16 protein-coding genes are annotated in these 21059 nt (G+C 54.0%); 4 read left to right on the top strand and 12 right to left on the bottom strand.

Features of this window, described 5'->3' with window-relative positions; all coding sequences use genetic code 11:
* Nucleotides 1-27 precede the first annotated feature (27 nt).
* The 8 genes from ACTID9_RS03925 to ACTID9_RS03890 all read right to left on the bottom strand — a co-directional run bounded on the left by ACTID9_RS03925 (nucleotide 28) and on the right by ACTID9_RS03890 (nucleotide 10558).
* On the bottom strand, nucleotides 28-2718 hold the full coding sequence (locus ACTID9_RS03925) for a response regulator (RefSeq protein WP_441069920.1): 2691 nt from the start codon (nucleotides 2716-2718) through the stop codon (nucleotides 28-30).
* 156 nt (nucleotides 2719-2874) lie between these two features.
* The gene (locus tag ACTID9_RS03920) at nucleotides 2875-3618 is read right to left on the bottom strand and encodes an amino acid ABC transporter ATP-binding protein (protein ID WP_441069919.1); all 744 of its coding nucleotides are present in this window, start codon (nucleotides 3616-3618) and stop codon (nucleotides 2875-2877) included.
* A 15-nt stretch (nucleotides 3619-3633) separates the two neighbouring features.
* Nucleotides 3634-4293 carry an amino acid ABC transporter permease gene (locus ACTID9_RS03915; protein ID WP_441069918.1) on the bottom strand — a complete coding sequence of 220 codons (660 nt, stop codon included), beginning with the start codon at nucleotides 4291-4293 and terminating at the stop codon, nucleotides 3634-3636.
* Between the two features lie 120 nt (nucleotides 4294-4413).
* Complete coding sequence (locus ACTID9_RS03910) at nucleotides 4414-5154, bottom strand: amino acid ABC transporter substrate-binding protein (protein WP_441072403.1); 741 nt, start codon at nucleotides 5152-5154, stop codon at nucleotides 4414-4416.
* A 282-nt stretch (nucleotides 5155-5436) separates the two neighbouring features.
* On the bottom strand, nucleotides 5437-6663 hold the full coding sequence (locus ACTID9_RS03905; RefSeq protein WP_441069917.1) for an RtcB family protein: 1227 nt from the start codon (nucleotides 6661-6663) through the stop codon (nucleotides 5437-5439).
* A complete protein-coding gene (locus ACTID9_RS03900; RefSeq protein ID WP_441069916.1) occupies nucleotides 6660-8246 on the bottom strand; it encodes a limonene hydroxylase in 1587 nt (528 codons plus the stop codon). Before ACTID9_RS03900 ends, ACTID9_RS03905 begins: the two co-directional genes overlap by 4 nt.
* 5 nt (nucleotides 8247-8251) lie before the next feature.
* Nucleotides 8252-9040, bottom strand: a complete 789-nt coding sequence (locus tag ACTID9_RS03895; RefSeq protein WP_441069915.1) for a nucleotidyltransferase domain-containing protein — start codon at nucleotides 9038-9040, stop codon at nucleotides 8252-8254.
* A 12-nt stretch (nucleotides 9041-9052) separates the two neighbouring features.
* Entirely contained in the window at nucleotides 9053-10558 is a 1506-nt protein-coding gene (locus tag ACTID9_RS03890; RefSeq protein ID WP_441069914.1) for a TROVE domain-containing protein, read from the bottom strand.
* A gap of 464 nt (nucleotides 10559-11022) precedes the next feature.
* On the opposite strand from ACTID9_RS03890, the gene ACTID9_RS03885 reads away from it, so the two are divergent.
* From ACTID9_RS03885 to ACTID9_RS03870, 4 genes are all read left to right on the top strand, one after another.
* Complete coding sequence (locus ACTID9_RS03885) at nucleotides 11023-12336, top strand: helix-turn-helix transcriptional regulator (RefSeq protein ID WP_441069913.1); 1314 nt, start codon at nucleotides 11023-11025, stop codon at nucleotides 12334-12336.
* The gene (locus tag ACTID9_RS03880) at nucleotides 12323-13129 is read left to right on the top strand and encodes a WYL domain-containing protein (protein WP_441069912.1); all 807 of its coding nucleotides are present in this window, start codon (nucleotides 12323-12325) and stop codon (nucleotides 13127-13129) included. Before ACTID9_RS03885 ends, ACTID9_RS03880 begins: the two co-directional genes overlap by 14 nt.
* Nucleotides 13130-13206: 77 nt before the next feature.
* On the top strand, nucleotides 13207-13332 hold the full coding sequence (locus ACTID9_RS03875) for a hypothetical protein (protein ID WP_441069911.1): 126 nt from the start codon (nucleotides 13207-13209) through the stop codon (nucleotides 13330-13332).
* A gap of 124 nt (nucleotides 13333-13456) precedes the next feature.
* Nucleotides 13457-15121, top strand: a complete 1665-nt coding sequence (locus ACTID9_RS03870; protein ID WP_441069910.1) for a ribonuclease J — start codon at nucleotides 13457-13459, stop codon at nucleotides 15119-15121.
* Nucleotides 15122-15222: 101 nt separating this feature from the next.
* Here the strand turns inward: ACTID9_RS03870 and ACTID9_RS03865 are convergent, their stop codons facing one another.
* The 4 genes from ACTID9_RS03865 to ACTID9_RS03850 form a co-directional block, all read right to left on the bottom strand.
* A complete protein-coding gene (locus ACTID9_RS03865) occupies nucleotides 15223-16629 on the bottom strand; it encodes an NAD-dependent succinate-semialdehyde dehydrogenase (protein WP_441072402.1) in 1407 nt (468 codons plus the stop codon).
* A 29-nt stretch (nucleotides 16630-16658) separates the two neighbouring features.
* Nucleotides 16659-18059 carry a hypothetical protein gene (locus ACTID9_RS03860; protein ID WP_441069909.1) on the bottom strand — a complete coding sequence of 467 codons (1401 nt, stop codon included), beginning with the start codon at nucleotides 18057-18059 and terminating at the stop codon, nucleotides 16659-16661.
* Nucleotides 18060-18158: 99 nt separating this feature from the next.
* Entirely contained in the window at nucleotides 18159-19304 is a 1146-nt protein-coding gene (locus ACTID9_RS03855; protein WP_441069908.1) for an iron-containing alcohol dehydrogenase, read from the bottom strand.
* 128 nt (nucleotides 19305-19432) lie between these two features.
* The gene (locus tag ACTID9_RS03850) at nucleotides 19433-21037 is read right to left on the bottom strand and encodes a sigma-54 interaction domain-containing protein (protein ID WP_441069907.1); all 1605 of its coding nucleotides are present in this window, start codon (nucleotides 21035-21037) and stop codon (nucleotides 19433-19435) included.
* Nucleotides 21038-21059: the final 22 nt, after the last annotated feature.

The following is a 21059-nucleotide window of genomic DNA, read 5'->3' as shown; positions in this document are numbered from 1 at the left end:
TCTCTCGTCTGGAATCGCCGCTCCCTCCTATCGATACAGCCATACCCGCATCAACGAGATCAGTTGCTCGACATTGACCGGTTTGCTGATATAATCGGAAGCCCCCGCTTCCATACACTTCGCCCTGTCATGCTTCATCGCTTTTGCCGTCAGGGCGATGATCGGCAAATGATGAAACCCCGGATCGTTGCGGATCGCTTCAATCGTCTCGTATCCGTCCATCTCAGGCATCATAATATCCATCAGCACGATGTCGATAAACGGATTTTCCTGGAGCACCAGAATGCCTTCACGTCCATTTTCGGCGAAGAAGACATTCATCCCGCGTTCCTCCAATGCGGCCGTAAGCGCGAAAATATTGCGCATATCATCATCGACAATCAGTACATTCCGCCCCGCCACGCCTTCCTCTCGGTCTTTTTCGGCGTCCGCCTCCGTCTGCTCGGCCGCGCTCGCCGCTACCGGTGCGAGTACATACGCGTCCGCGCCCAGGACGGCTGATTCCGCCTTTCGCGAAAGCGGCACATACAGCGTAAAGCTGCTGCCGATGCCCTCGACGCTTTCCACCTGGATGAAGCCGCCCAACAGCTGCGCCAGCTCCCGGCTGATGGAAAGTCCCAGCCCGGTTCCGCCATATTTGCGGCTCGTGGTGCCATCCCCTTGCGCAAACGCCTCAAAGATGATCGTCTGCTTGTCAGACGAGATGCCGCAGCCGGTATCGCGCACCAAAAAGGCCAGGTTGCTGCCTTCCTCCGTTTCCTGCAGGGTAATATGAAAATGAACGCTGCCCGCACTGGTGAATTTGAATGCGTTGGATAAAAGGTTGGCGATGATTTGCTGCAGCCGCTGCTCATCGGTCACAATCGACTGCGGCACATTCTCATCCATCGCGACGGTAAAAGACAGCTGCTTCTGCTGGGCAATCGGCCGAAAGCTGCGCTCCGCATAATCGAGAATCTCCTGCAGCTTCAGCTCGGCTGGATGAATCTCCATTTTTCCGGATTCCACTTTGGTCAAATCGAGAATATCATTGATCAAAAGCAGCAGATTATTGCCGGACGAATAGATCGTTTTGGCGAATTCGACCTGCTTCTCCGTCAGATTTTGCTCTTTGTTTTCCGCCAAAATTTGCGCGAGGATGAGCAAGCTGTTTAACGGCGTCCGCAATTCATGCGACATATTGGCCAAAAACTCGGATTTGTACCGGGAAGCCTGCTTGATCTGCACCTCGTTGTCCTCCAGCACTTCCTTGGCCTTTTCCAGCTCTTTCGCCTTCAACTCCGCGCTCTTGTACTGCTCCTCCAGCTTTTCATTGATGCTGCGCAACTCCTCCTGCTGCAAGCGCAGCTCTTCCGACTGGCTTTGCAGCTCCTCGGTCAATGTCTGCGATTCGCGCAGCAAGTTCACCACCTGCATATGCTTGTACATGCTGCTGAATGTCGCGCCGATGCTGCTCGTAATCTCATGCAGCAGGTTTTGCTGCAGCGGGCTGAACTCATACAAGGACGCGATTTCCAATACGGCCAACACCTTTCCTTCATACGGAATCGGCAGGATAATCAGCGTGGTCGGCTCCAGATTTCCCAGCGCCGAGCCGATTTTGAAATAGTTCGGCGGAATTTGCGCGAGATAGATCGGCTTGTTTTCCAGGACACATTGCCCGATCATCCCTTCGCCCACATCAATCGTCTTCTCAGCCGACAGCTGCTTGCCGATGGCATACGTTCCCGATTTAACCAGGGTGAGCGAGTCCGCACTCCCCTCCCGCGTATACAAAACCCCATAGCTTCCGCCCACCAACGGTGTCAGCTTGCTGATCAGAAACTGTGACAGCCTGCTGATGTCCTGGACTTCCTGACAGCCTTTTGAGATTTCCGCAATTTGCGTTTTCAGCCAGTTGTGCTCCTGCATGGCCTCCTTGTATTCGTCCTCCTGCTCGACATGCTCTTCCAGCGTTTCCGCCATCTCGTTGTAGGCTCTAGCGATTTCGCCGATCTCGTCCTTCGTTTTGACCTGCATGCGCGGCAGATTTTTGACATTGTTGAAAGCGACAGAGGTGATCACCGAAGCGATCTCCCTCAAGCTCCTGCTGATCCCCCGGATGACCCAGGCGGCGATGATCAACCCGACCAGTGCTCCCAGTATGGTAAAGGCGAACGCGATCATGCGGATGAAATCGTACTTCTCCTTCGCGCTGGCATACGCCTCATCCATCAGCGTCTCCTGCATCGCTTTCAGCTCATCCATTTTTTCGAACATGTCGTCGCGTTCTGTACGCATGGCCCCATTGACCAGCGCGACCGCCTGCTCCTTCTTTCCTGCTTTGACAAGCTCGATCACGTCATCGGCTTTCTGCTCATAGGCTGCGATTTCCTTGGTCACTATCGCCAAATTCAGTCTCGCCTGCTCATTCAAAATCTTGTTTTGCAAAAATTGCATGGACTGCGTAATTTCGATCGTGGCCTGATCATAAGCCCGCATGTCCGCGTCCACAGATTCTTTCGTTTCGTCCAAAACAATGCTGTTGATCCACCGGCTCATATTGTTCACATGATTTTGGATCGCATTAACCGCCTTTAATTTGACATACCGATCATCAACAATTTCGTTGATGTTTTTGTTCAGATCGGTCAGGATGCTGGAGATAATCGCAAGCAGCACCAAGAGCATGATCAAAAATGCTCCAAATCCAACGAACATTCGTGTCTTGTATCGCATGATTTGCTCCCTTCTCTTCCTCAACCTGTTTGCACAATTGTTGATAATTTTTAAAAATTCTCTACACAGCCGGCATGTCCTTGTCGAAAGCGGAAAAACCCTTCCACAAAAGAAAAAAGGGACGCATCAAGCCAGTGGCCTTTTACGTCCTTCAGGTTAAATCACACGGTTTAAAAACGCTTTTGTCCGCTCATGCTGCGGGTTGTTGAACAGCTGCTCCGGCGTGCCGGATTCGATGACCTCGCCATGATCCATGAACATCACTTTGCCGGCGACCTCTTTGGCAAAGCCCATTTCATGCGTCACTACGATCATGGTCATATGCTCCAGCGCCAGCTGCTTGATCACCTGCAGCACCTCGCCCGTCAACTCGGGATCGAGCGCCGATGTCGGTTCATCGAACAGCATGATATCCGGGTTCATCATCAATGCCCGCGCGATGGCGACCCGCTGCTTCTGCCCGCCAGACAGCTTGGCCGGATACACATCCGCCTTCACTGCCAAGCCCACCTTTTCCAACAGCTCCATGCTTTTACGGCGGATCTCCGCAGCTGCTTCACCTTTTACGACACGCGGGGCGATCTCCAGATTTTCAAGCACGGTCAAATGCGGGAACAAGTTGAAATGCTGGAACACCATCCCCATCTTCCCGGTGATGCGCTTGATTTCTTGCGGGCTGGAATAGCTCCCGTCCTTGACCAAAAACCGGTCTTGCACCGCGATGCTTCCCCCGTCGATTTGCTCCAGGTGAACAAGGCTGCGCAGCATCGTGCTTTTCCCCGAACCGGAAGGCCCGATTACCGCAACCACGTCATTTTTCTCCACGTCAAACGTGACATTCTTCAGCACATCCAGATTGCCGAAAGACTTTTTCAGGTTCGTCACTTGAATCATTGCCATATGTCAGCCAGTCCTTTATTCGAATGTGAACTTTCTCTCCAGCCATTTGAAAAACGCCGTCAATAGAAGCGTCATCAGCAAATAAATGACCCCCGCGATGAAAAACGGCACGATGGTGAAATCGCGGTTTACCGCCGTCTGCGCAAAATGCAGCAGCTCCGGCACGGCCACGGCGTAGAGAAGCGCCGTATCCTTGATCAAGGTGATCGATTCGTTGGATACCGCCGGGAGTGCGATGCGGAACATTTGCGGCAGGATGATCTTGGTCGTCATCTGCCATCGGTTGAAGCCGAGCACCTGTGCAGCTTCATACTGCCCTTTGTCGATCGCAAGCAGCCCGCCGCGGAAAATCTCCGCGAAATAGGCCGCATAGTTCAGCACAAAGCCCAGACACGCCGCCACAAAACGGTCCATAACCAAATATTCGCCGACGAACGGAATGATCGGCAAGCCAAAGCAGATAAAAAGCAGCTGCAGCATTAGCGGCGTTCCGCGCATGACGTAGATGTACGTATTGGCAAACCAGACGAGCGCCTTGTTTTTGCTGTTTGCCATCAGAGTGAACAAAAATCCCAATGGGATCGACAGGACGACGGCAATCAAAAACAGCAGCACTGTCATTTCCGCCCCTTGCAGGAGGGGCATGATGATTTTTTGCAAGTATTCGAGGCTCATGTACATTTGCTCCTATCCGGAAAAAACTACGTAAAACGTTCCTACACGAAAAAAACCAAACCGGACATATGGTAGCCGTCCGGTTTCGATCGGTTGCTGCGTTCGCTCAGCAAAATTTGCTTACTTCAGTACCTTGTCCTCGCCAAACCACTTCTCGGAAATCTTCGCTGCGCTGCCATCCTTGTTCAGCTCATCCAGCGCGGTTTGCAGCTTGTTCAGCAAATCTTCATTTCCTTTTTTCACGCCGACTCCGTACTCTTCCGGTGCGAGCGATTCGTCGAGCAGCTTGTAGGTGTCTTTTTCTTTGGACATGTAATATTCCGCAACGACCTCATCGATGACGACCGCATCCACACGGCCGATTTTCAGGTCGGACAGCGCGAGCACGTTGTCAGGGAATTCGGTAACGGTTTTGATTTTGCCTTTGATTTCGTTGGCATCGAGCGCATCTGCGGCAGAGGAGAGCGATTGCAGGCCGACTACCTTGCCCGCCAAATGATCCAGCTTGCCGATTGGCGCGTTTTTCATCGTCATGATCACCTGGCTGTTTTTCAAATATGGCTTGGTGAACAATACTTTTTGTTTGCGTTCGTCTGTGATCGTGTAGCCGTTCCAGATCAAGTCGATCCGTCCGCTGTTGAGTTCGGATTCTTTCGCAGACCAGTCGATTGGCTGGAATTCAGCCTTGTATCCCATTTTTTCTGCCGCTGCTTTGGCGTAATCAATATCAAAGCCGACCAGGTTATTTTGTTCATCGCGGAAGCCCATTGGCGCGAATTTGTCGTCAACGCCGATGACCAGTTTCTTTTCGCCCGCAGGTGCGGAAGTCGAGGTGGAACAGCCGGTAATAATGGAAAGCATGAAGACCAATGCAAAAGAAAGGGCTGCAAATTTTTTCATGATAATCCTCCTGAAAACGACGGCGCAGCGCGCCATTTTTTTGGTTCAGATACCTTTACTGTAGTAAAGCATTAACAAGTCATCATGATAGCATAGTAAATTCAAAGAGTCGAGTGGTTCTGGATTGTTTTTCTATTGCAAAAAATCCCTCCGCCGGATTCACTTGTCTCCAACGCAAAAAAACCGCTTCCGGTCATGGATCGGAAACGGCTTTTTTTGCTTATCGTTCATCTCGCTGCTGCATCAATCTTTGTATGGATCAAACTCATTGTCCCCCGCCATGCACACGCCGATCGGCTTGAGCACATGCAGCACATCGATGGTCTCCCGATGCGCATCAAGCACTTCTTGCAGTTTGCGGTACACGAACGGGCTTTCATCCGTGCCTGCTCCCCGCAGCTCCACGCCGAAAGTGCGGACGGCATCGCGCATCTGCTCTGGCGTGATGAGCCCGCCGGAGCGCTTCCGCGTCTTCCAGTTCAGCTTGCCTGCAGCCTGCGTGCGGCTCATGATCCGCCCGGCGCCATGTACCGTGCTGTAAAAGGCATCGCGGTTTTCATCGGTGTCTTTGCCTCTGACGATGACGGAAATGTCCCCCATGCTCCCGCCGATGAACCCGAGCTGGCCCGGCGCGGATGGCGTCGCCCCTTTTCGCACGACGATCGCCTCCTTGCCGCCGTGCGTTTCTTTCCAGGCGTAGTTATGATGGTTGTGCACCTCAAAATCCGCTTCAGCCCCGAGAATGGCGAGCACCTGCTCAATCACGTAATCCCGTCCTGCATATGCATATTGCCCAGCCAGCTTCATCGCACGGTAATACATGTCGCCAAGCTCGCTTCCCATCTCCAGCAAAACCGGCGGCTGGTCCATCGATTCCCCCGGCGCATTGGCTGCAAACGGCCGGCCTACCGCCAAATTCATGAAGCCGCTGGCCGTCTTGTGGCCGAACCCCCTGCTGCCGAAATGATTGCCGATCCACAGCCGTCCGGTGCCGACTTCTTCAAACAAGTCGACATAATGATTGCCCGATCCGACCGTCCCCAGCTGATCGCGGGCCAATGCCTTCAGCCTGTCGTGCTCCTGCCTCCCGATCGCGGCATAGACCGACCAGTCCGGATCATAAAACATCTCGTGGTCGATCGGGTCTTTGTTTTTGCGTCCGACGCCAAAGGAGATGCGTTTGGCGATTTTGTCCATGATTTTCGGCAGCTGCGGCGCGATGTCCGCCGCCTGCAAATTCGTCCGCACCGCCTTGTTGCCGCAAGCGATGTCATAGCCGACCCCCGACGGCGAAATTTGCCCGTCGTACGCGATGACACCGCCGATCGGCTGGCTGTACCCTTTATGGTGGTCCGCCATCAGGAGTGCCTGCAGCACATTGCCATGCTCCGCGCACGTTTTCGCCTGCGCCAAAGCTCCCTGGTCCGGGTTTCCCCAGACGCGGACGTTGTTGATGGTTTGGTAGGTCATAGTGAATTCCCCTCGTTATTTTGCTGTAGTAATTTTTCGATTCGTTCCTTTACACCGTTGTCGGGTTCTTTGGCAGCTGCCTCAAGCAGATTTTCCCGTAACGTATCCGTCCAACGGGCTGTCCAGCCTTCCAGCGCACGCAGCGCCATGTTTCGATTATTCACGACAGGGCTTTTGAGGCCGGTTTTAATCAAACTCACGCCGAGTCCTTCGAATCGATCAAGACTCTGTAGCAATACACTCAATAGCCGATGCGGTTCAAACCCAGGGCCAATCCCCAGCTCATCAGCCGGTCCTGTCGCAACGCGAGACAGCGGCAATGCCTGTTCAGCGAAGCTGACTACGGCTTGCGCACGCTCCCTCTCATCTGTGTTCATCACTTCAAAGAATAAAGTATAATTTAGCGGATCTTTTTGCAGCTGCTCGAACAATATCGGCCATATATCCCACCCCAACGCTTTGCCTGCCCGGATCGCGGCATACCGTTCACCAGGGACGCCTGATTGCAGCCCACTTTGAATCTGATCGCTCCATTCTTCTCTCTCAATGATCGACCTGCATATTTTTTGAAGCGACTCCCTGTCCTCTGCTTTCCACCCGGTTTGGTAACGGCTTTCCCAACGTTCCTCGTCTTGATTGAGGAAATCCACCAGATCAAAGAGTACCACCAGTTGGGAAAGAGTCGAACACATCCGCTCCGCATGCCGCAGATACTGCTTCACCACAGTTGCTGCGTGTTCATAATCGTCAATGTCTTCTGCCGGTCCCCCAGCGAGCAGAGCGGAAATGATCCCGCCAGCTCCCTCGTACAACGCAGAATCTATCCGTTCACTCTCTAATGCCAGATGCAGCTCTCCGTTTCTCGCGCATATGCATGCCAAATACTCATCCATTACGTCATTGCGGAAGCCATTCCGGATCAGCCAGTCCTTTATTTCCGACGTTGCCGGTTCTATCCTCTCCACCAGATGAATTTTTCCCCATCTCTTCGCAAAGCGAGCAAGTTCGAATAGAAGCGAATTTGCGTCATTCAAACTATTTTGAATCGCCACCGCGGCATAGAGCGTGAATTCATCGTGCTTCCCGAGCGTCATGACCAATTGCTTGTGATGCTCTGTTTGAAACTGGCCTAGTATGGCCATCCCCAGTTTTACAACATTGCGGTCAGCACCGTTCTCTGCCATCCAGTAAGCTTCGTTATACAAATTTTCAAGATGAACGCCAGGTTCTTTGAGCAATGCTTCAAGTAGAGGATCGATCACTGACAGGATGTCAACCTGCATCAACTTCACATAAGTCTCACGCCGTGCTTTATTGCCTGGCTTCCTGCTCTGTTTGGCTATGAGCTGAACCAGTTCCCTCACGTTAGCCTCGCCGTTGCCCCCCGCCACATGATGGGAAAAAGTGCCGTCCAAACCACCTGCAACCCATCTGATTCCCTTGCCTTCCCAAAACTCCTCGTCATCTGGCAAAGTGTTGTCCCGAAGATGCCCAGTTTCATCCATGTTGTTTTGAATGTATTCATAAATCGAGGGCTTCCTCATCCAAGGATAAAGCGCCTCTTTTCGAAAAAATCGCAGCATGTCTCTCACTTCCCTCCCCAAACCTCTCGCAGCGCCCCGCGAAACATCTCATCCAACGCCTGATCCTGATTCCCCGGCGCCGTCACCAATCCATTCGCCGCCTGCTCGAAATAAGCAATTCTCTCCAGAATAAAATCATGAATCAACCCCAAACGCGGCTCAAAATCCAGCTCATCGCCTGCTTTTTTGCGCGTCAAAAGCTCCTGGATCATGACGTACAGCGCATTTTCCCGGGGAATCATCTCGTCTACCAGCTCGTCAAAGGCCATCGGCGGCATGCTCCCGTGCTTTTCGATCCAGCCGCACGCCAACAGCGGTCTTAGCACATAAAAATACTTTTTGATCCGCACCTGCTCGCCTTGCAAATACTCCCGGAAGTTCCCCCGCGCCATGTTCAAATAGTGATACATGCACGCTTTTGGCGAAAAGGCGAATACCGCCGCCGTGCGAATCTGTTCCGCTACCGAGGAGGATTCGGCGTAAATGATCGGCGATTGTAGCCACTCAAGTAGCGGCGGATTGGACTTTTTGAACAGGCGCAGCGCTTTTTTCAAATCCCATCCGTTGATGTCGAGCAAGTCGCTGATGGGCCGCTCGATGACGTCGCGCTTGTCAAAAATGGACAAATACCAGTCCACAGGGCGCGCGTACAGGAAGCGCACGTCGTAATCGCTGTCTTTGGACGGGAATCCCCATGCCCGGCTGCCCGACTCGCATGCGTATATAATGCGGATATTTTCTTGTTGTTCAATGATACGCAGTTCGTTTTGGATGATTGTCTTCATGTCGGACATGTGGTGCCCTCCTTAGCTTTTTGTCAGATCCATCGCGGCGATTTGCTCCGCCATCGAGCCGTAGCCCTGCATCGTCTGGGCGATATAGGGGAGCACGGTGTCGCTCCAGCCGTAAATGTAATGCGTCTGCCCGTCCTGCGGCGGAACCATCGCATGATGATAGGGCGCGATATCGACGATGAACGCTTGTGTATGCGGATTGATTTTTTTTCGATAGGTTTGCAAATCGCGGTAAAACGGGCTGCCCGTGTTTTGCTGTTCATCGGTGATGACAATGATATGGTCGACCTTTTTCTTTTCGCGGAGCAGTTTTCGGACCGGCGCGCCGGTATCGGTTCCGCCACGTGTGCAGATTCGTTCGGCCTGGCTCATGATGCTGTCATGACGAGACGGCTTGGCGTCCATCGCTTCGGTATCGAACAGCCAAAACAGGGAATTCCCCTTTGTTTTCTTGTACAAACCGAGAGCAAAAACCGAACCGATCTGCAAATACTCACCGCTCATCGAGCCCGAAATATCGAGAAAAATCGCGGTGTTCTCACCCAACTCCGGCAAATTGTCAAACGTCAGCTCCACCGCTTGGCGCAGCGCATCGCGCAGCCGCGGCTCCTCTACCTGCTGGAACGCTTTTACGAAACGAAACGGTAAAATCTTCGCCTTTAGCAAAGACTCGCGGTCCGTCAATCGGGTGACAGCGTAGGCGAGATGCTCCTCGTTAGCAAATACCCCTGCGCGCGCCAACGTATTCAGGTGGCGCAAAAGCGCAAAGGTCGGCATCTGGTACAAGAGCGCTTCCCACACCGCGCGTGTCGGCTTGATCGCGCCCGTCACCACCTCATAGGGCAGCTTCCCCGTTTCAATCCAGTGAATCTGCTCGGCTTCCGTCGTTGCCCGCTTCAACTGCTCCAACGCTTCTACTTGCGGCATGACGGCGAGATTGGCTTCATGACCGCGCAAATAGCGGAACAACGCTTGCTGCTTCAAATCGGCAGGCTTGGGATGAGCCGTCGCGATCGCGTCGCCCAGGCTGTAGCCGCGTCCCCGCCCATTGTATTTCAGCGCCCAATACTCGGATACCCCGGACAAAAAACGGTTGATCTGCCGCTTCACCGCGCGTCCGCCTTCGCCACGTCCCATCCCTTGCAAAATCGTCAGGAAATCAGCCAAATCGGAAGGAATTTTCACCACGTCCAAAAATATTTGGACGAACAAGTCGGAACGGTACGCCGACAGCACGGCCAATCCATACAACGGCTGCAGCCGCATGAATCCTGAATTGCGGGCAAACACGAGCGCGCGGGCCATGAACTGCGGATTTTGTTCCGCCATTTGATGATGCAGCTGATTCGCCGTGGCCAGCAATTCGGTTTGGTCGGCATAAAAAACAGATTGCAGTGTATTTGTCAAAAGCGTCTGTACGTATTGCTCCTCAGCCATACGCGTATACGCGGGAAATCCGTCAATGTTGCGATGGTCTGCCTGCTGCATGGAGTTGAACAAATTGCGTGCAAAACCCATGGGTATGACCTCCTTATGCGGTTCGCATGCGTGCTCTTTTAAAAGACGGCGAGGAAAAAGGGAGAAGGGTGTTTACAGGACTCGAACCTGCCGTGAAGCCCGGATACGCTAACCAATTTAGTCGAAGAACCCCTCTCCGGCGCCTCGCCGGCGATTCAAAAGCGGAAATAAGAAGAAGAAGCGAGGAAAAGACTGAAAAGGTGTCGCGCGACGAGAAGGACGAGCTGTCCTTCCCCGCAAGATCGAGTGAAAGTCGAAGAAACCCTTCCAAGCGCCTCGATGGTATTGTTTACCGTGAAGCATTTCGGTGCGTTCGCTTCACATTCTTATCATCGCGCACTTCCCTTCTGCCGAACATGGCAAAAGTATTACGACGAAAGATAACTTTTTCCATTTTCGCCATTTTTCATCTCCTGCTACAATGGGAAGCAGATTTGTGCCAAGTCAAGAAACGAGGTGTTCTGGTGGCAAAAGAAAGCTTCGATAAAGAAATCCAGTTTTTGCGCATGCTTGTGCTTGCAAGCGGCGCCTACAGCCGGCAGCAGTTTGCCGAGCGGCTCGGAATCTCTGTACATACATTCGATAAAACGCTGCGCCGGTTAAAAGAAATCTTGAACACCGTGTCCCTCCAGCTGCCCGAAGAGCAGGGCCATGAGTTCGACCGTGCGCTGCGCTTCAATTATTATGATTCGGCCGATCCCATGCTGCTTTTCCTCTACCGGGCCAAATCGGTCAAAGAGTCGGAAAGCTACCGTTTTTCCGTAATGATCACGGCTTTGCAGACGCAAGCGTTGACCGCAATGGAGCTGATGGACGTATGCGCGCGCGATCTCCCGAGTGACTTCCCGTTTCCTGATGAAAAAACGATCCGCTCCGACCTTAAATATTTGGAGGAAGTCGGGGTCATCCGGCGCGAGGAAGGCGGCCGCCCGTACCGATACACGATCCACAACAGGCTGATTGCGGAGTTGACCGACGACGAACTCATGGCGCTGTACGATTTCGTCGACGTGATGGCCAATACCCAGGTTCCCTCTGTCCAAGGCTACCTGCTGCGCGACAGCCTGAAAAAAGCGCTGCGGCAGCGCGGCGTTCCGCCTGAACGGATGGATCCGTTTTTGTACAAATACCATTACTACTCGCGCATTTTGGATGAAGCCCATCTGGGGATGCTGCTTCAGGCGATTCACAACCGGCGCAAAGTGTCTTTTCTCTACTTTTCACCGAAAACCGGCAAACGCTATGCCTCGCAAAACACCAACCCGCTATTCGAACGACAAAGCGCAGGCAAGCAGGAGACGGTTTTGCCCCTGCAAGTGGTGTACGATCACCAATACGGCAGATGGTATTTGCTCGGCTATACGCCGCGGCTCGGCATCAAAAAGTTTCGCATGGAAGGCTTGACCCAGATCGAAGAACAGGAAGCGGTTTCCGAAGAAGACTTCGCCCGCAGGCTTGCACAGCTGGAGGACAAAACGCGGTACAGCTGGCTCGTCGATACCGGCAATCCGGTACTGGTCAAAGCGCGGTTTTACCATCCGGAAGGGGCCCGGACCAATTTCGTCAAGGAGCGGGTTTTGTTGCAAGGGCAATGGGGACGCATCGTGGAAGATGACGAGGAGTCGTTTATCTATGAAATCTGGGTAAACGGCACGACGGAGATCAAGCCGTGGCTCCGCAGCTTCGGGTCGAGCTGCGAGGTTTTGGAGCCGCGCTGGCTGCGAAAAGAGTTCATCGCGGAGTGGAAGGAGATTCAGGCGTACTATGAATCTGTTTGAAAAAATTTTCAACTACCAGGTCATGTCCCGCTTGGACGAAACGGGCGCATTCACGATCACCTCGCATGAGCGGGCCTGGCTGAAAACAATGCTGGAGCATCCCGCCGCCGCAGACGCCTTCTCGGCGGAAACGCGGGAAAAACTGCGTGCGCTCTTGCAGCCGGAGCAAAGCCTCGATTTGGGCGACCGCTTCCGCGAAAAAGCGAAGAGCAAGGAAAAGCACGTCTACCATCCGCTCATCAGCCCGATCCGCCGCATCATGCTGGAGCAGGCTGGAATGCGCATGACGTTTCGAACAAAAGGCGGCCGCTTGCAAACCGAGCAGAGCGGCTTCCCCTACAAGCTGGAATATTCCATGGTGAAGCGGGAATGGTATTTGCTTTGGTATCACCTGCGCCATCATACGCTGATGTCGACCAAGCTGCAAACGATCGTCTCCGTCAGCCCACGCCCGCTCGACGAACGAGCCGTAGCGATCATCCTGACCGATATCGCCAAAATCATCGAATCGCGCAAAGAAACCGCCGTGATCGAAGTCATTCCGCTGTACAACAAGGAACTCTCGCGGATTTTGTACGCATTCTCCTGCTTTGAAAAAGAAGTGGAATATAGCGACGAGCGTGAAACGTACCGGATCAAGCTGACCTTTCAGCTCGAAGAGCGGGAGTACGTTCTCTCCAAGCTGCGCTTTCTGGGCAAACGGGTCCGGATCGTGGAAGGCGAATATATGCGCAATCGGATGCTGGAATCAACATGGCGGGCGTTGGCGAGGTATGGGAAGGACGAATCTTGAAATAACGATTATAAAAACAGGAGACACTAACCCCTGATTCTGCCAACTACAATTACGTAAATGGAGGTTGACCCCACTTGGCTGGAAGAAAAGATGAAATGCTGCGCCGCAACGAAGCTGCTGAAAAAGAGCCTTATGAAGCAGAAAAAAGAGACGGCTACGGGGACAAGAAGCTCGAAGGACCGAATCGCCCCGCCGAGTAACCGATGAAAGCGTGAAAGAAGCGAAGCGCGTACTTGCCGTCGCTTCTTTTTTCTATTCGCAAAAAAACTGGCAATCCTGTGCATACTAAAGCCAACCAGGCCACAATTTGCAGGGGGGCTTCCTTTGAAACATGCGCTTTCCATCTTCGCCTTGGGCGGGGTTTATGAGATCGGCAAAAACATGTATGGCATCCAGTACGGGGATGACATCCTTTTGATTGATTGCGGCTCCAAATTTCCCGACGAGAGCTTGCTCGGGGTCGATCTGATTATTCCGGATGTTTCCTACTTGCTGGAAAACCAGGACAAAGTCCGGGGCTTGCTGGTGACCCATGGTCATGAGGATCATATCGGCGGGATTCCTTATTTGCTCAAACAAATCAATATTCCTATCTATGGCACGCAGCTCACGCTGGGCTTGATCGGGTCCAAGCTGAAAGAGCACGGTCTGCTGCAAAAGTCAAAGCTGACGCCCATCGATTCAAAATCGACCATCCGGTTCGGTTCGCTCCACGTCAGCTTTTTCCAAACGAATCACAGCATCCCCGATTGCCTCGGCATCGTCTGCGAAACGCCGGAAGGTACCGTTGTCCATACCGGCGATTTCAAATTTGACTTGAGTCCCGTGAACAATCAGACCCCGGACATTCACCGCATGGCGGAAATCGGCCAAAAGGGCGTGCTCGTCCTTCTGTCGGAAAGCACCAATGCGGAGCGTCCCGGTTTTACCCCCTCTGAAAGGCTCGTAGGCGATCATCTGCTGGAGGCATTCCGCAAAGCAGAGAAAAAAATCTTCGTGTCTACTTTTGCCTCCAATGTCTACCGTCTGCAGCAGGTAGTAGACGCGGCGGAGGCGACGAATCGAAAACTGACGCTCTTGGGACGAAGCATGGTCAATGTCGTGAAAATCGCCTCGGAGCAAGGCTACCTGCGGATTCCCGAGGGCATGCTGCTGGAGAACGAAGAAGCGGCCGAACTCGATTCCGACCAGCTGGTCGTTCTGTGCACAGGCAGCCAGGGAGAACCGATGGCCGCCTTGTCCCGCTTGTCCACATCGAACTACCGGCACATCAAAGTTCAGCCCGGCGACACCGTCATCTTGTCCGCCACGCCGATCCCTGGCAACGAGCGCAACGTGTCGCGGATCGTGGACAACCTGTTCATCCTCGGCGCCAACGTCATTTACGGTTCCGGCAGCGTTACCGGCATGCATGTGTCCGGACACGGCAGCCAGGAAGAGCTGAAGCTGATGCTTACGCTGATGAAACCCCAATATTTCATCCCGATCCACGGCGAGTACCGCATGCTCTATCAGCATCGGTTGCTGGCGGAGGCGATCGGCATCGACCCGAACCGCATCTTTCTCCTCAACATCGGCGATGTAGTCGACATCCACAACGCGCAGGTCAGGCAGGAGCGCAAAATCCCTGCCGGAAATACACTCGTGGATGGCCTGGGGATCGGCGATGTCGGCACCATGATCCTGCGCGACCGCAAACACCTTTCCGAAGACGGCATCTTGGTGGTCGTCGTTACGCGCAGCAAGGCGGATGGCAAAATTTTGACCGGCCCGGACCTCATTTCCCGCGGCTTCGTCTATGCGCCCGAATCGGAAGAACTGATCGAGGAAGCGACGCGGATCGCAACCGCTGCCCTGCTCCGGCTGCAAGAAGAAAATGTGAACCAATGGAACCGCTTGAAGCAAGGCATGCGGGAAGCCGTCGGGCAATTTTTGTATGAAAAAACCAAAAAGCGGCCGATGATCCTCCCCATTATCATGGAGGTTTAGCGCATCGTGAAAAAATACAGCCTTACCACCTGAGGCTGTATTTTTCCATTGAGATCACGCTCACCCCCTCGTACTATCCTATGAACGAGTTGCATGATTTGTTAGAGCAGTTGCATGGAGACGTATTTCACTTCCAAATATTCATCGATGCCGTAGTGGCTTCCCTCCCGGCCCAATCCGCTTTCCTTCATCCCGCCGAACGGCGCCTGCGCCGTGGAAGGCGCGCCGTCGTTGATGCCGACGATACCGTACTCCAGATTTTCCGAAAACCAGAACGCTTTGGTCAGCGACTGTGTGAAGACATATGCAGCAAGGCCAAACGGCGTCTCATTGGCGCGCTTGACTGCTTCTTTGTCAGTCGAATACGTACTCACCGGCGCGATCGGACCGAACGTTTCTTCCTGCATGCAAATCATGTCGTCCGTCACATCCGAGAGCACGACCGGATTCAGGAAATAACCGGTAGCACCCGCCAGTGCAGGCTCGCCATGGAGCGTGGCCCCTTTGCCGACGGCATCCTCGATTTGGTGCCGGACCTTGTTCACCGCTTCCTCATCGATCAACGGGCCGATGTCCACCGCTCCGTCCAGCCCGTTCCCGACGGAAAGCGCTGCGGTCGCTTTGGTGAATGCTTCGAGGAACGTCTCTTTGATCGACTCGTGCACGAAAATGCGGTTGGCGCAAATGCACGTTTGGCCGGCATTGCGGAATTTGGACTGGATCAGACCGGCAACCGCCGCCTCGATGTTGGCGTCCTCCGTGACGATGAAAGGTGCCAGACCGCCAAGCTCAAGCGACACTTTTTTCATCGTTGCAGCAGCGTTGCGCATCAGCAGTTTGCCGACCGGTGTGGACCCGGTGAACGTAACCTTTCGCACGCGGCTGTCTTCCATCCAGACATCGACGATCTCACCCGGCTTCGTGGTCGTGACGATATTGATCACCCCTGCCGGAATCCCCGCTTCCTGTGCGCATTCTACCAGCAACAGTGCAGTCAGCGGCGTCTGCTCCGCTGGCTTGATCACGGTCGTGCACCCTGCCGCCAGAGCCGGTGCGATCTTGCGCGTAATCATGGCAGCCGGAAAGTTCCACGGCGTGATCGCCGCCACGACGCCGACCGGCTGTTTTTGCACCAGAATGCGCTTGGAGCCGGACGAAGCGGGAATCGTTTCGCCGTATACGCGCTTCGCTTCTTCTGCATACCATTTGATGAAGCTGTTGGCGTACTGCATTTCGCCCTTCGCTTCCGCCAGCGGCTTGCCTTGTTCGAGCGTCATGACCGTGGCGATTTCTTCCAGACGCGCGTCGATCGCCTGGTGCCATTTTTCCAGCAGGGCTGCCCGCTCGTACGCGGTCGTTTTCGACCACGTTTCAAAAGCGGCATGTGCGGCGTCCACCGCCTGTTTGGCCTCTGCTACCGTACCATCCGGAACCGTTCCGACCGTCTCCAGCGTTGCCGGATTGGTCACCGGAAACGACTTGTCCAGATGCACCCATTCCCCGTTCATATACAGGCCTTTTTTCAATTCCGCTTGTTTCACGATGCTTTCCCCACCTTTCCTTTTTGGGGGTTTTGCTCCGGCTGGTTGAACAGCTTCTCATCTTCTCCCCGCAGCATGTCTTTTCCGTACAGCAGGATGCACAGCAAGATTCCAGCGCCAAACGCCATCGCGGCACCTTTGATGACCAGAACGGCGCCGACGACGCCTGCGATACCGAGATCGCGCTGGCTGCGGGATTGCATGACGCCGATGCGCACGCTGACATATCCTTGCACAAGCAGCGTCAAGGCTACCGCCACACCCAAAATCGGCTGCACCAGGCTGACGATCGGCAAAAGCAACAGACCGGTGTTGGTCCCCCAACGGAATGATCCGGCTCCGCCGAAGAAAGAGTTCATCGCTTTCTTGCCCTTTTTGAACCGCTCCACCACGACGACCTGCATCGCAGCCCACAGCGGGCCGCACATCGTTACGTCAGGGCCGATGATGCTCATCAGCATGTTGCGTCCGCCAAAAATCATGTGTGCACGGTCCGCATTGTAATCCACAAGCTCATCGGTACGAACCGCATCCGATTCGGATAAAAGCGCTTTCGTTTTCAGCACGTCGCCAAACACGACCAGGTATGTCGCAAACACGGCAGGAAGCGCTGTCAAGAAATTGGAAAGAGACGGGAAGCCGATGCCAAATACCGTATAGTTCGCCCATAGTGCGGCAAAGTCCGGCTTGCTGAAGCCCCATTCAATCACCGGCCATTTCGCCTCGCCAAAAAGCGGAGCGACAAACACGGCGAGCAAAATCGACGGCAAAATCCCCAGATTGCCGAGCAGCGCCCAGGCTTTGTTTTTCTTCTTCAACCCCTCGAAATGTTTGGAAAAAACGAGATAGAAGCAAAAGCCGATGCAAATCGCGATCGTGTACGGGAACAAGTCGAACTTGCCGCCCTTTTCGAAGATCGAGGTGATCGCCCCGATGCCCGCGCCCAGGATAATCCCCGATTTGATCGCATTGGGCACGAAGTTGACGACTTTTTTCGCAAGGCCGGTGACGCCAAGAATGACGGATAATAATCCTAACGATAGCTGGAAAGCAATCAAGGCGTGCATGCGCTCCGGCCCTTCCGGAAATTGTTCGACGAACAGAATGATCAAAGGAATCGCCGGCGTGATCCATCCCGGGATAACCGGGTCGCCGAGCAAATGATGCAGCAAATACAGGAAGCCATTGAGCACGATGACAGCCATCGCCACTTCAAACGGCATGCCCAAATGGTCCGCGAGCAGCGTGATTCCACCAAGGTCAACCGCGCACATCAGCAATCCTTGCACATAGTCGGGCCACTCAAACCGATAGTGCACAAATGGCAGGCGAATCTTGAACGGGCCCGCCGGAATATAGGGCGTTTCCGCCCCATGTTGCCGCTTTTTCCAGATCATGTCGTATCCTCCTTTTTAGTACGGACAAGAATGTACAAATTCTTATCCGGCATAAGGGCAGCCGCGGCTTAAGCCAAAAGCATGGCGCAGCCAGGTTTTCTAATAAGCTGCCCGATAAATGTCTTCGATCTCTTTCTTCCGCAAAGCGCGTGGATTGTTTTTCAAAAGACGCGTCTGCTTCGTCGCTTCCTCCGCCATTTCGGCGATGGCCGATTCCGGGATGTTGAACTCGCGCAGCGATTGCGGAATGTCGACATACCGGCACAGACGAGTCATGGCCTCGATCGCCGCTTCCGCTGCCTGATCGGCATTCAGCCCATCCACGTTTTCGCCCAATGCCACCGCGACGTCACGCAATTTTTCCAGGCATGCGATCTTGTTCCACTTCATGACATACGGCAGCAGCAGCGAGTTGCTAACGCCATGCGCCATATGGAAGCGTCCGCCGAGCGGGTATGCCAGCGCGTGCACCGCCCCTACCCCTGCATTGCCGAATGCAAGACCCGCCATCAAGCTTGCCGTGATCATGGCTTCGCGCGACTCGATATTGTCAGGCGCCGCATAGGCTTTCGGCAGATGGACCGCGATCAGCTTCATCGCGCCGATTGCCAATGCGTCGGTGACCGGGGAAGCGAACTTGGAAATGTACGCCTCAACCGCATGCACCAGAGCGTCGACACCGCTCGCTGCGGTCACGCTTGGCGGGCACGTCAAGGTCATCAGCGGAGACACGATCGCCACGTCCGGCAGCAAGTAAGGGCTTACAATCCCTTTTTTCACTTGCTCCTTTTTATCAGAAAGAATTGAAATGTTCGTCACTTCCGATCCGGTTCCGGCCGTCGTCGGAATCGCGATCAGCGGAAGGCCCGGCTGTTTGACCAGATTCGTTCCGACGTATTGCTCGATGCTGCCTTCGTTCGTCGCCATCACAGAGGCCGCTTTGGCGATGTCGATCGCGCTTCCGCCGCCGACTGCGATCAAGCCGTCATGGTTTCCTTCGCGGATTTTTTGCAGGCAAAGGTCAACGATTTCAATTTCCGGTTCCGGCTTCACATCCGAAAAAATCCCCGCGCTCATCGGTAAAAGCGCTTCCACTTGTGCGACGACGCCTGCCTGGATCAAAATGTTGTCCGTTACGATCAGCGGACGCTCCACACCCAGTCGGGCGATTTCGTCCGGGAGTACGCTGAGCGAATCGCGGCCCGTCACCAATTTATTCGCTGCAGCAAACGTTGATAGATTCATGCTGGTATCTCCTTTCTGTTTCTGCTATCACACTTACGCAAGACCCGTGCCAAGTCCAGAAAGTTTGCCAGATGTAAGCCTTCTCAAAAATCGGCGCAAAAAAGCGAGTAGAAAACGAATCAAATCGATCAAAATGATTCGTTTTCTACTCGCATCTGCAGTTTTTTCATCTTTTGAACAATCGCGCTTTGGCTGATTCCCAGCGCTGCGGCTGCCGCCCGCGTCGTCCCGTGCGTTTGCAGCGCTTTTGTGATCAGCGAGCGCTCCACTTTCGCCACCGCTTCTTTCAAGGAAGCCGGCTCCGCTGACGGCAGCACCTGTTGGAGAAACGCCGGCAAATCGCCCACATCGATCGTATCGTGATAAGTCGTCACCACAAGCCGTTCGATCAGGTTGGCCAGCTCGCGGATGTTGCCCGGCCAGTTGTAGTTGGTCAACCACTCGTAGCATTCCAGCGTCATCACTTTGTTCTCGTTATATTTTTCGTTGAATTTGGCCAAGTACGTCTCCAGGAGGGGAACGATCTCCTCCCTGCGCTTTCGCAGAGGCGGAACTTCAAACGTAACGATGTTCAACCGGTAATACAAATCCTCCCGGAACAAGCCTTCCCGCACCCGCGCGGCCAAATCGCGGTGCGTCGCCGCGATGATCCGGACGTCGACATGGCGCATCTGCGTCGACCCGACGCGCATGAACTGGTTCTCCTCCACCACTTTCAACAGCTTCACCTGCACGTCCAATGGCAAGTCGCCGATTTCATCGAGAAACAGCGTCCCGCGGTGCGCGCTCTCCAAAATCCCGGCCTTTCCCTGCTTCAGCGCTCCGGTAAAAGCGCCCGGCTCGTAGCCGAACAGCTCCGCTTCAACCAGATGGCTCGGGATCGCCGCGCAATTCAGCTCCATGAAAATCTCGCCGCTCCGTGCGCTGCGGGCATGAATGTATTTGGCGATCAGGCTTTTCCCGACACCGGTTTCTCCTTGCAGCAAAATTTTCGCCTCGGTTTTCGCCACCTTGTCCGCCAGCTTGAAAATCGGACGGGTCGCCGGCCCCAAGACCACCTTCTCCAATCCTTCCTGATCCGGCTGAGGTACATCCGTCTGCATGCCTTGCTGCCAGAGCCTCTGGCTGTCCAGCTCATGCTTGAGCCGAATCAACTCGGTAATATCGCGCACACAACTGATCACGTATAAGATTTCGTGCGCATCGGAAAAAATCGGCGTCGCCGAAACGATGATTTTGCGCTCGTTGCGGATCGTCTGGATCAAGGTGACCGGCCGCTTCGTCCGGATCGTCTCCAAGGAGGCCGAAACCGAGATGATCCCTTGCTTGATCAGCTGGCTCATATGCTTGCCCATCACTTCACCCGCATTGAGTCCGGTAATCCGTTGGTACGCTTGATTGATAAACAGGGTGATGCCTGCACCATCGGTAATGTAGACGCCGTCATAGAGCGAATTGAACACAATCTTGCACAACGGGCTATGAAAAAATGCGTGGAGTTGCTCATCCGATCGGAATTGGGGCTCGAGTCTTTGCCGCGGGATTTCGGTAACGATGAACTCGCTGATCGGTCTCGTCAGCTCTCCCCGATGGACAGCGATCGCGATCGAGTCCACGGTCAAATAGCCGATCAGTTCGTTCGTTTCGCTGTAAACGGCCTGTACGCCATTCGTCCCTGGCGAAAAGCAGGCCAGCGCTTCTTCTACTGTCATCGTCGGGCGTAACGGATGCATCGATTTCTCTCCTCGCTGTCGT

Origin of the sequence: Brevibacillus fluminis (assembly GCF_052072235.1) — a bacterium.
Taxonomy (GTDB): domain Bacteria; phylum Bacillota; class Bacilli; order Brevibacillales; family Brevibacillaceae; genus Brevibacillus_D; species Brevibacillus_D fluminis_A.
The sequence above is the reverse complement of the archived record's forward strand: the minus strand, read 5'-3'. Positions and strand labels throughout refer to the sequence as shown.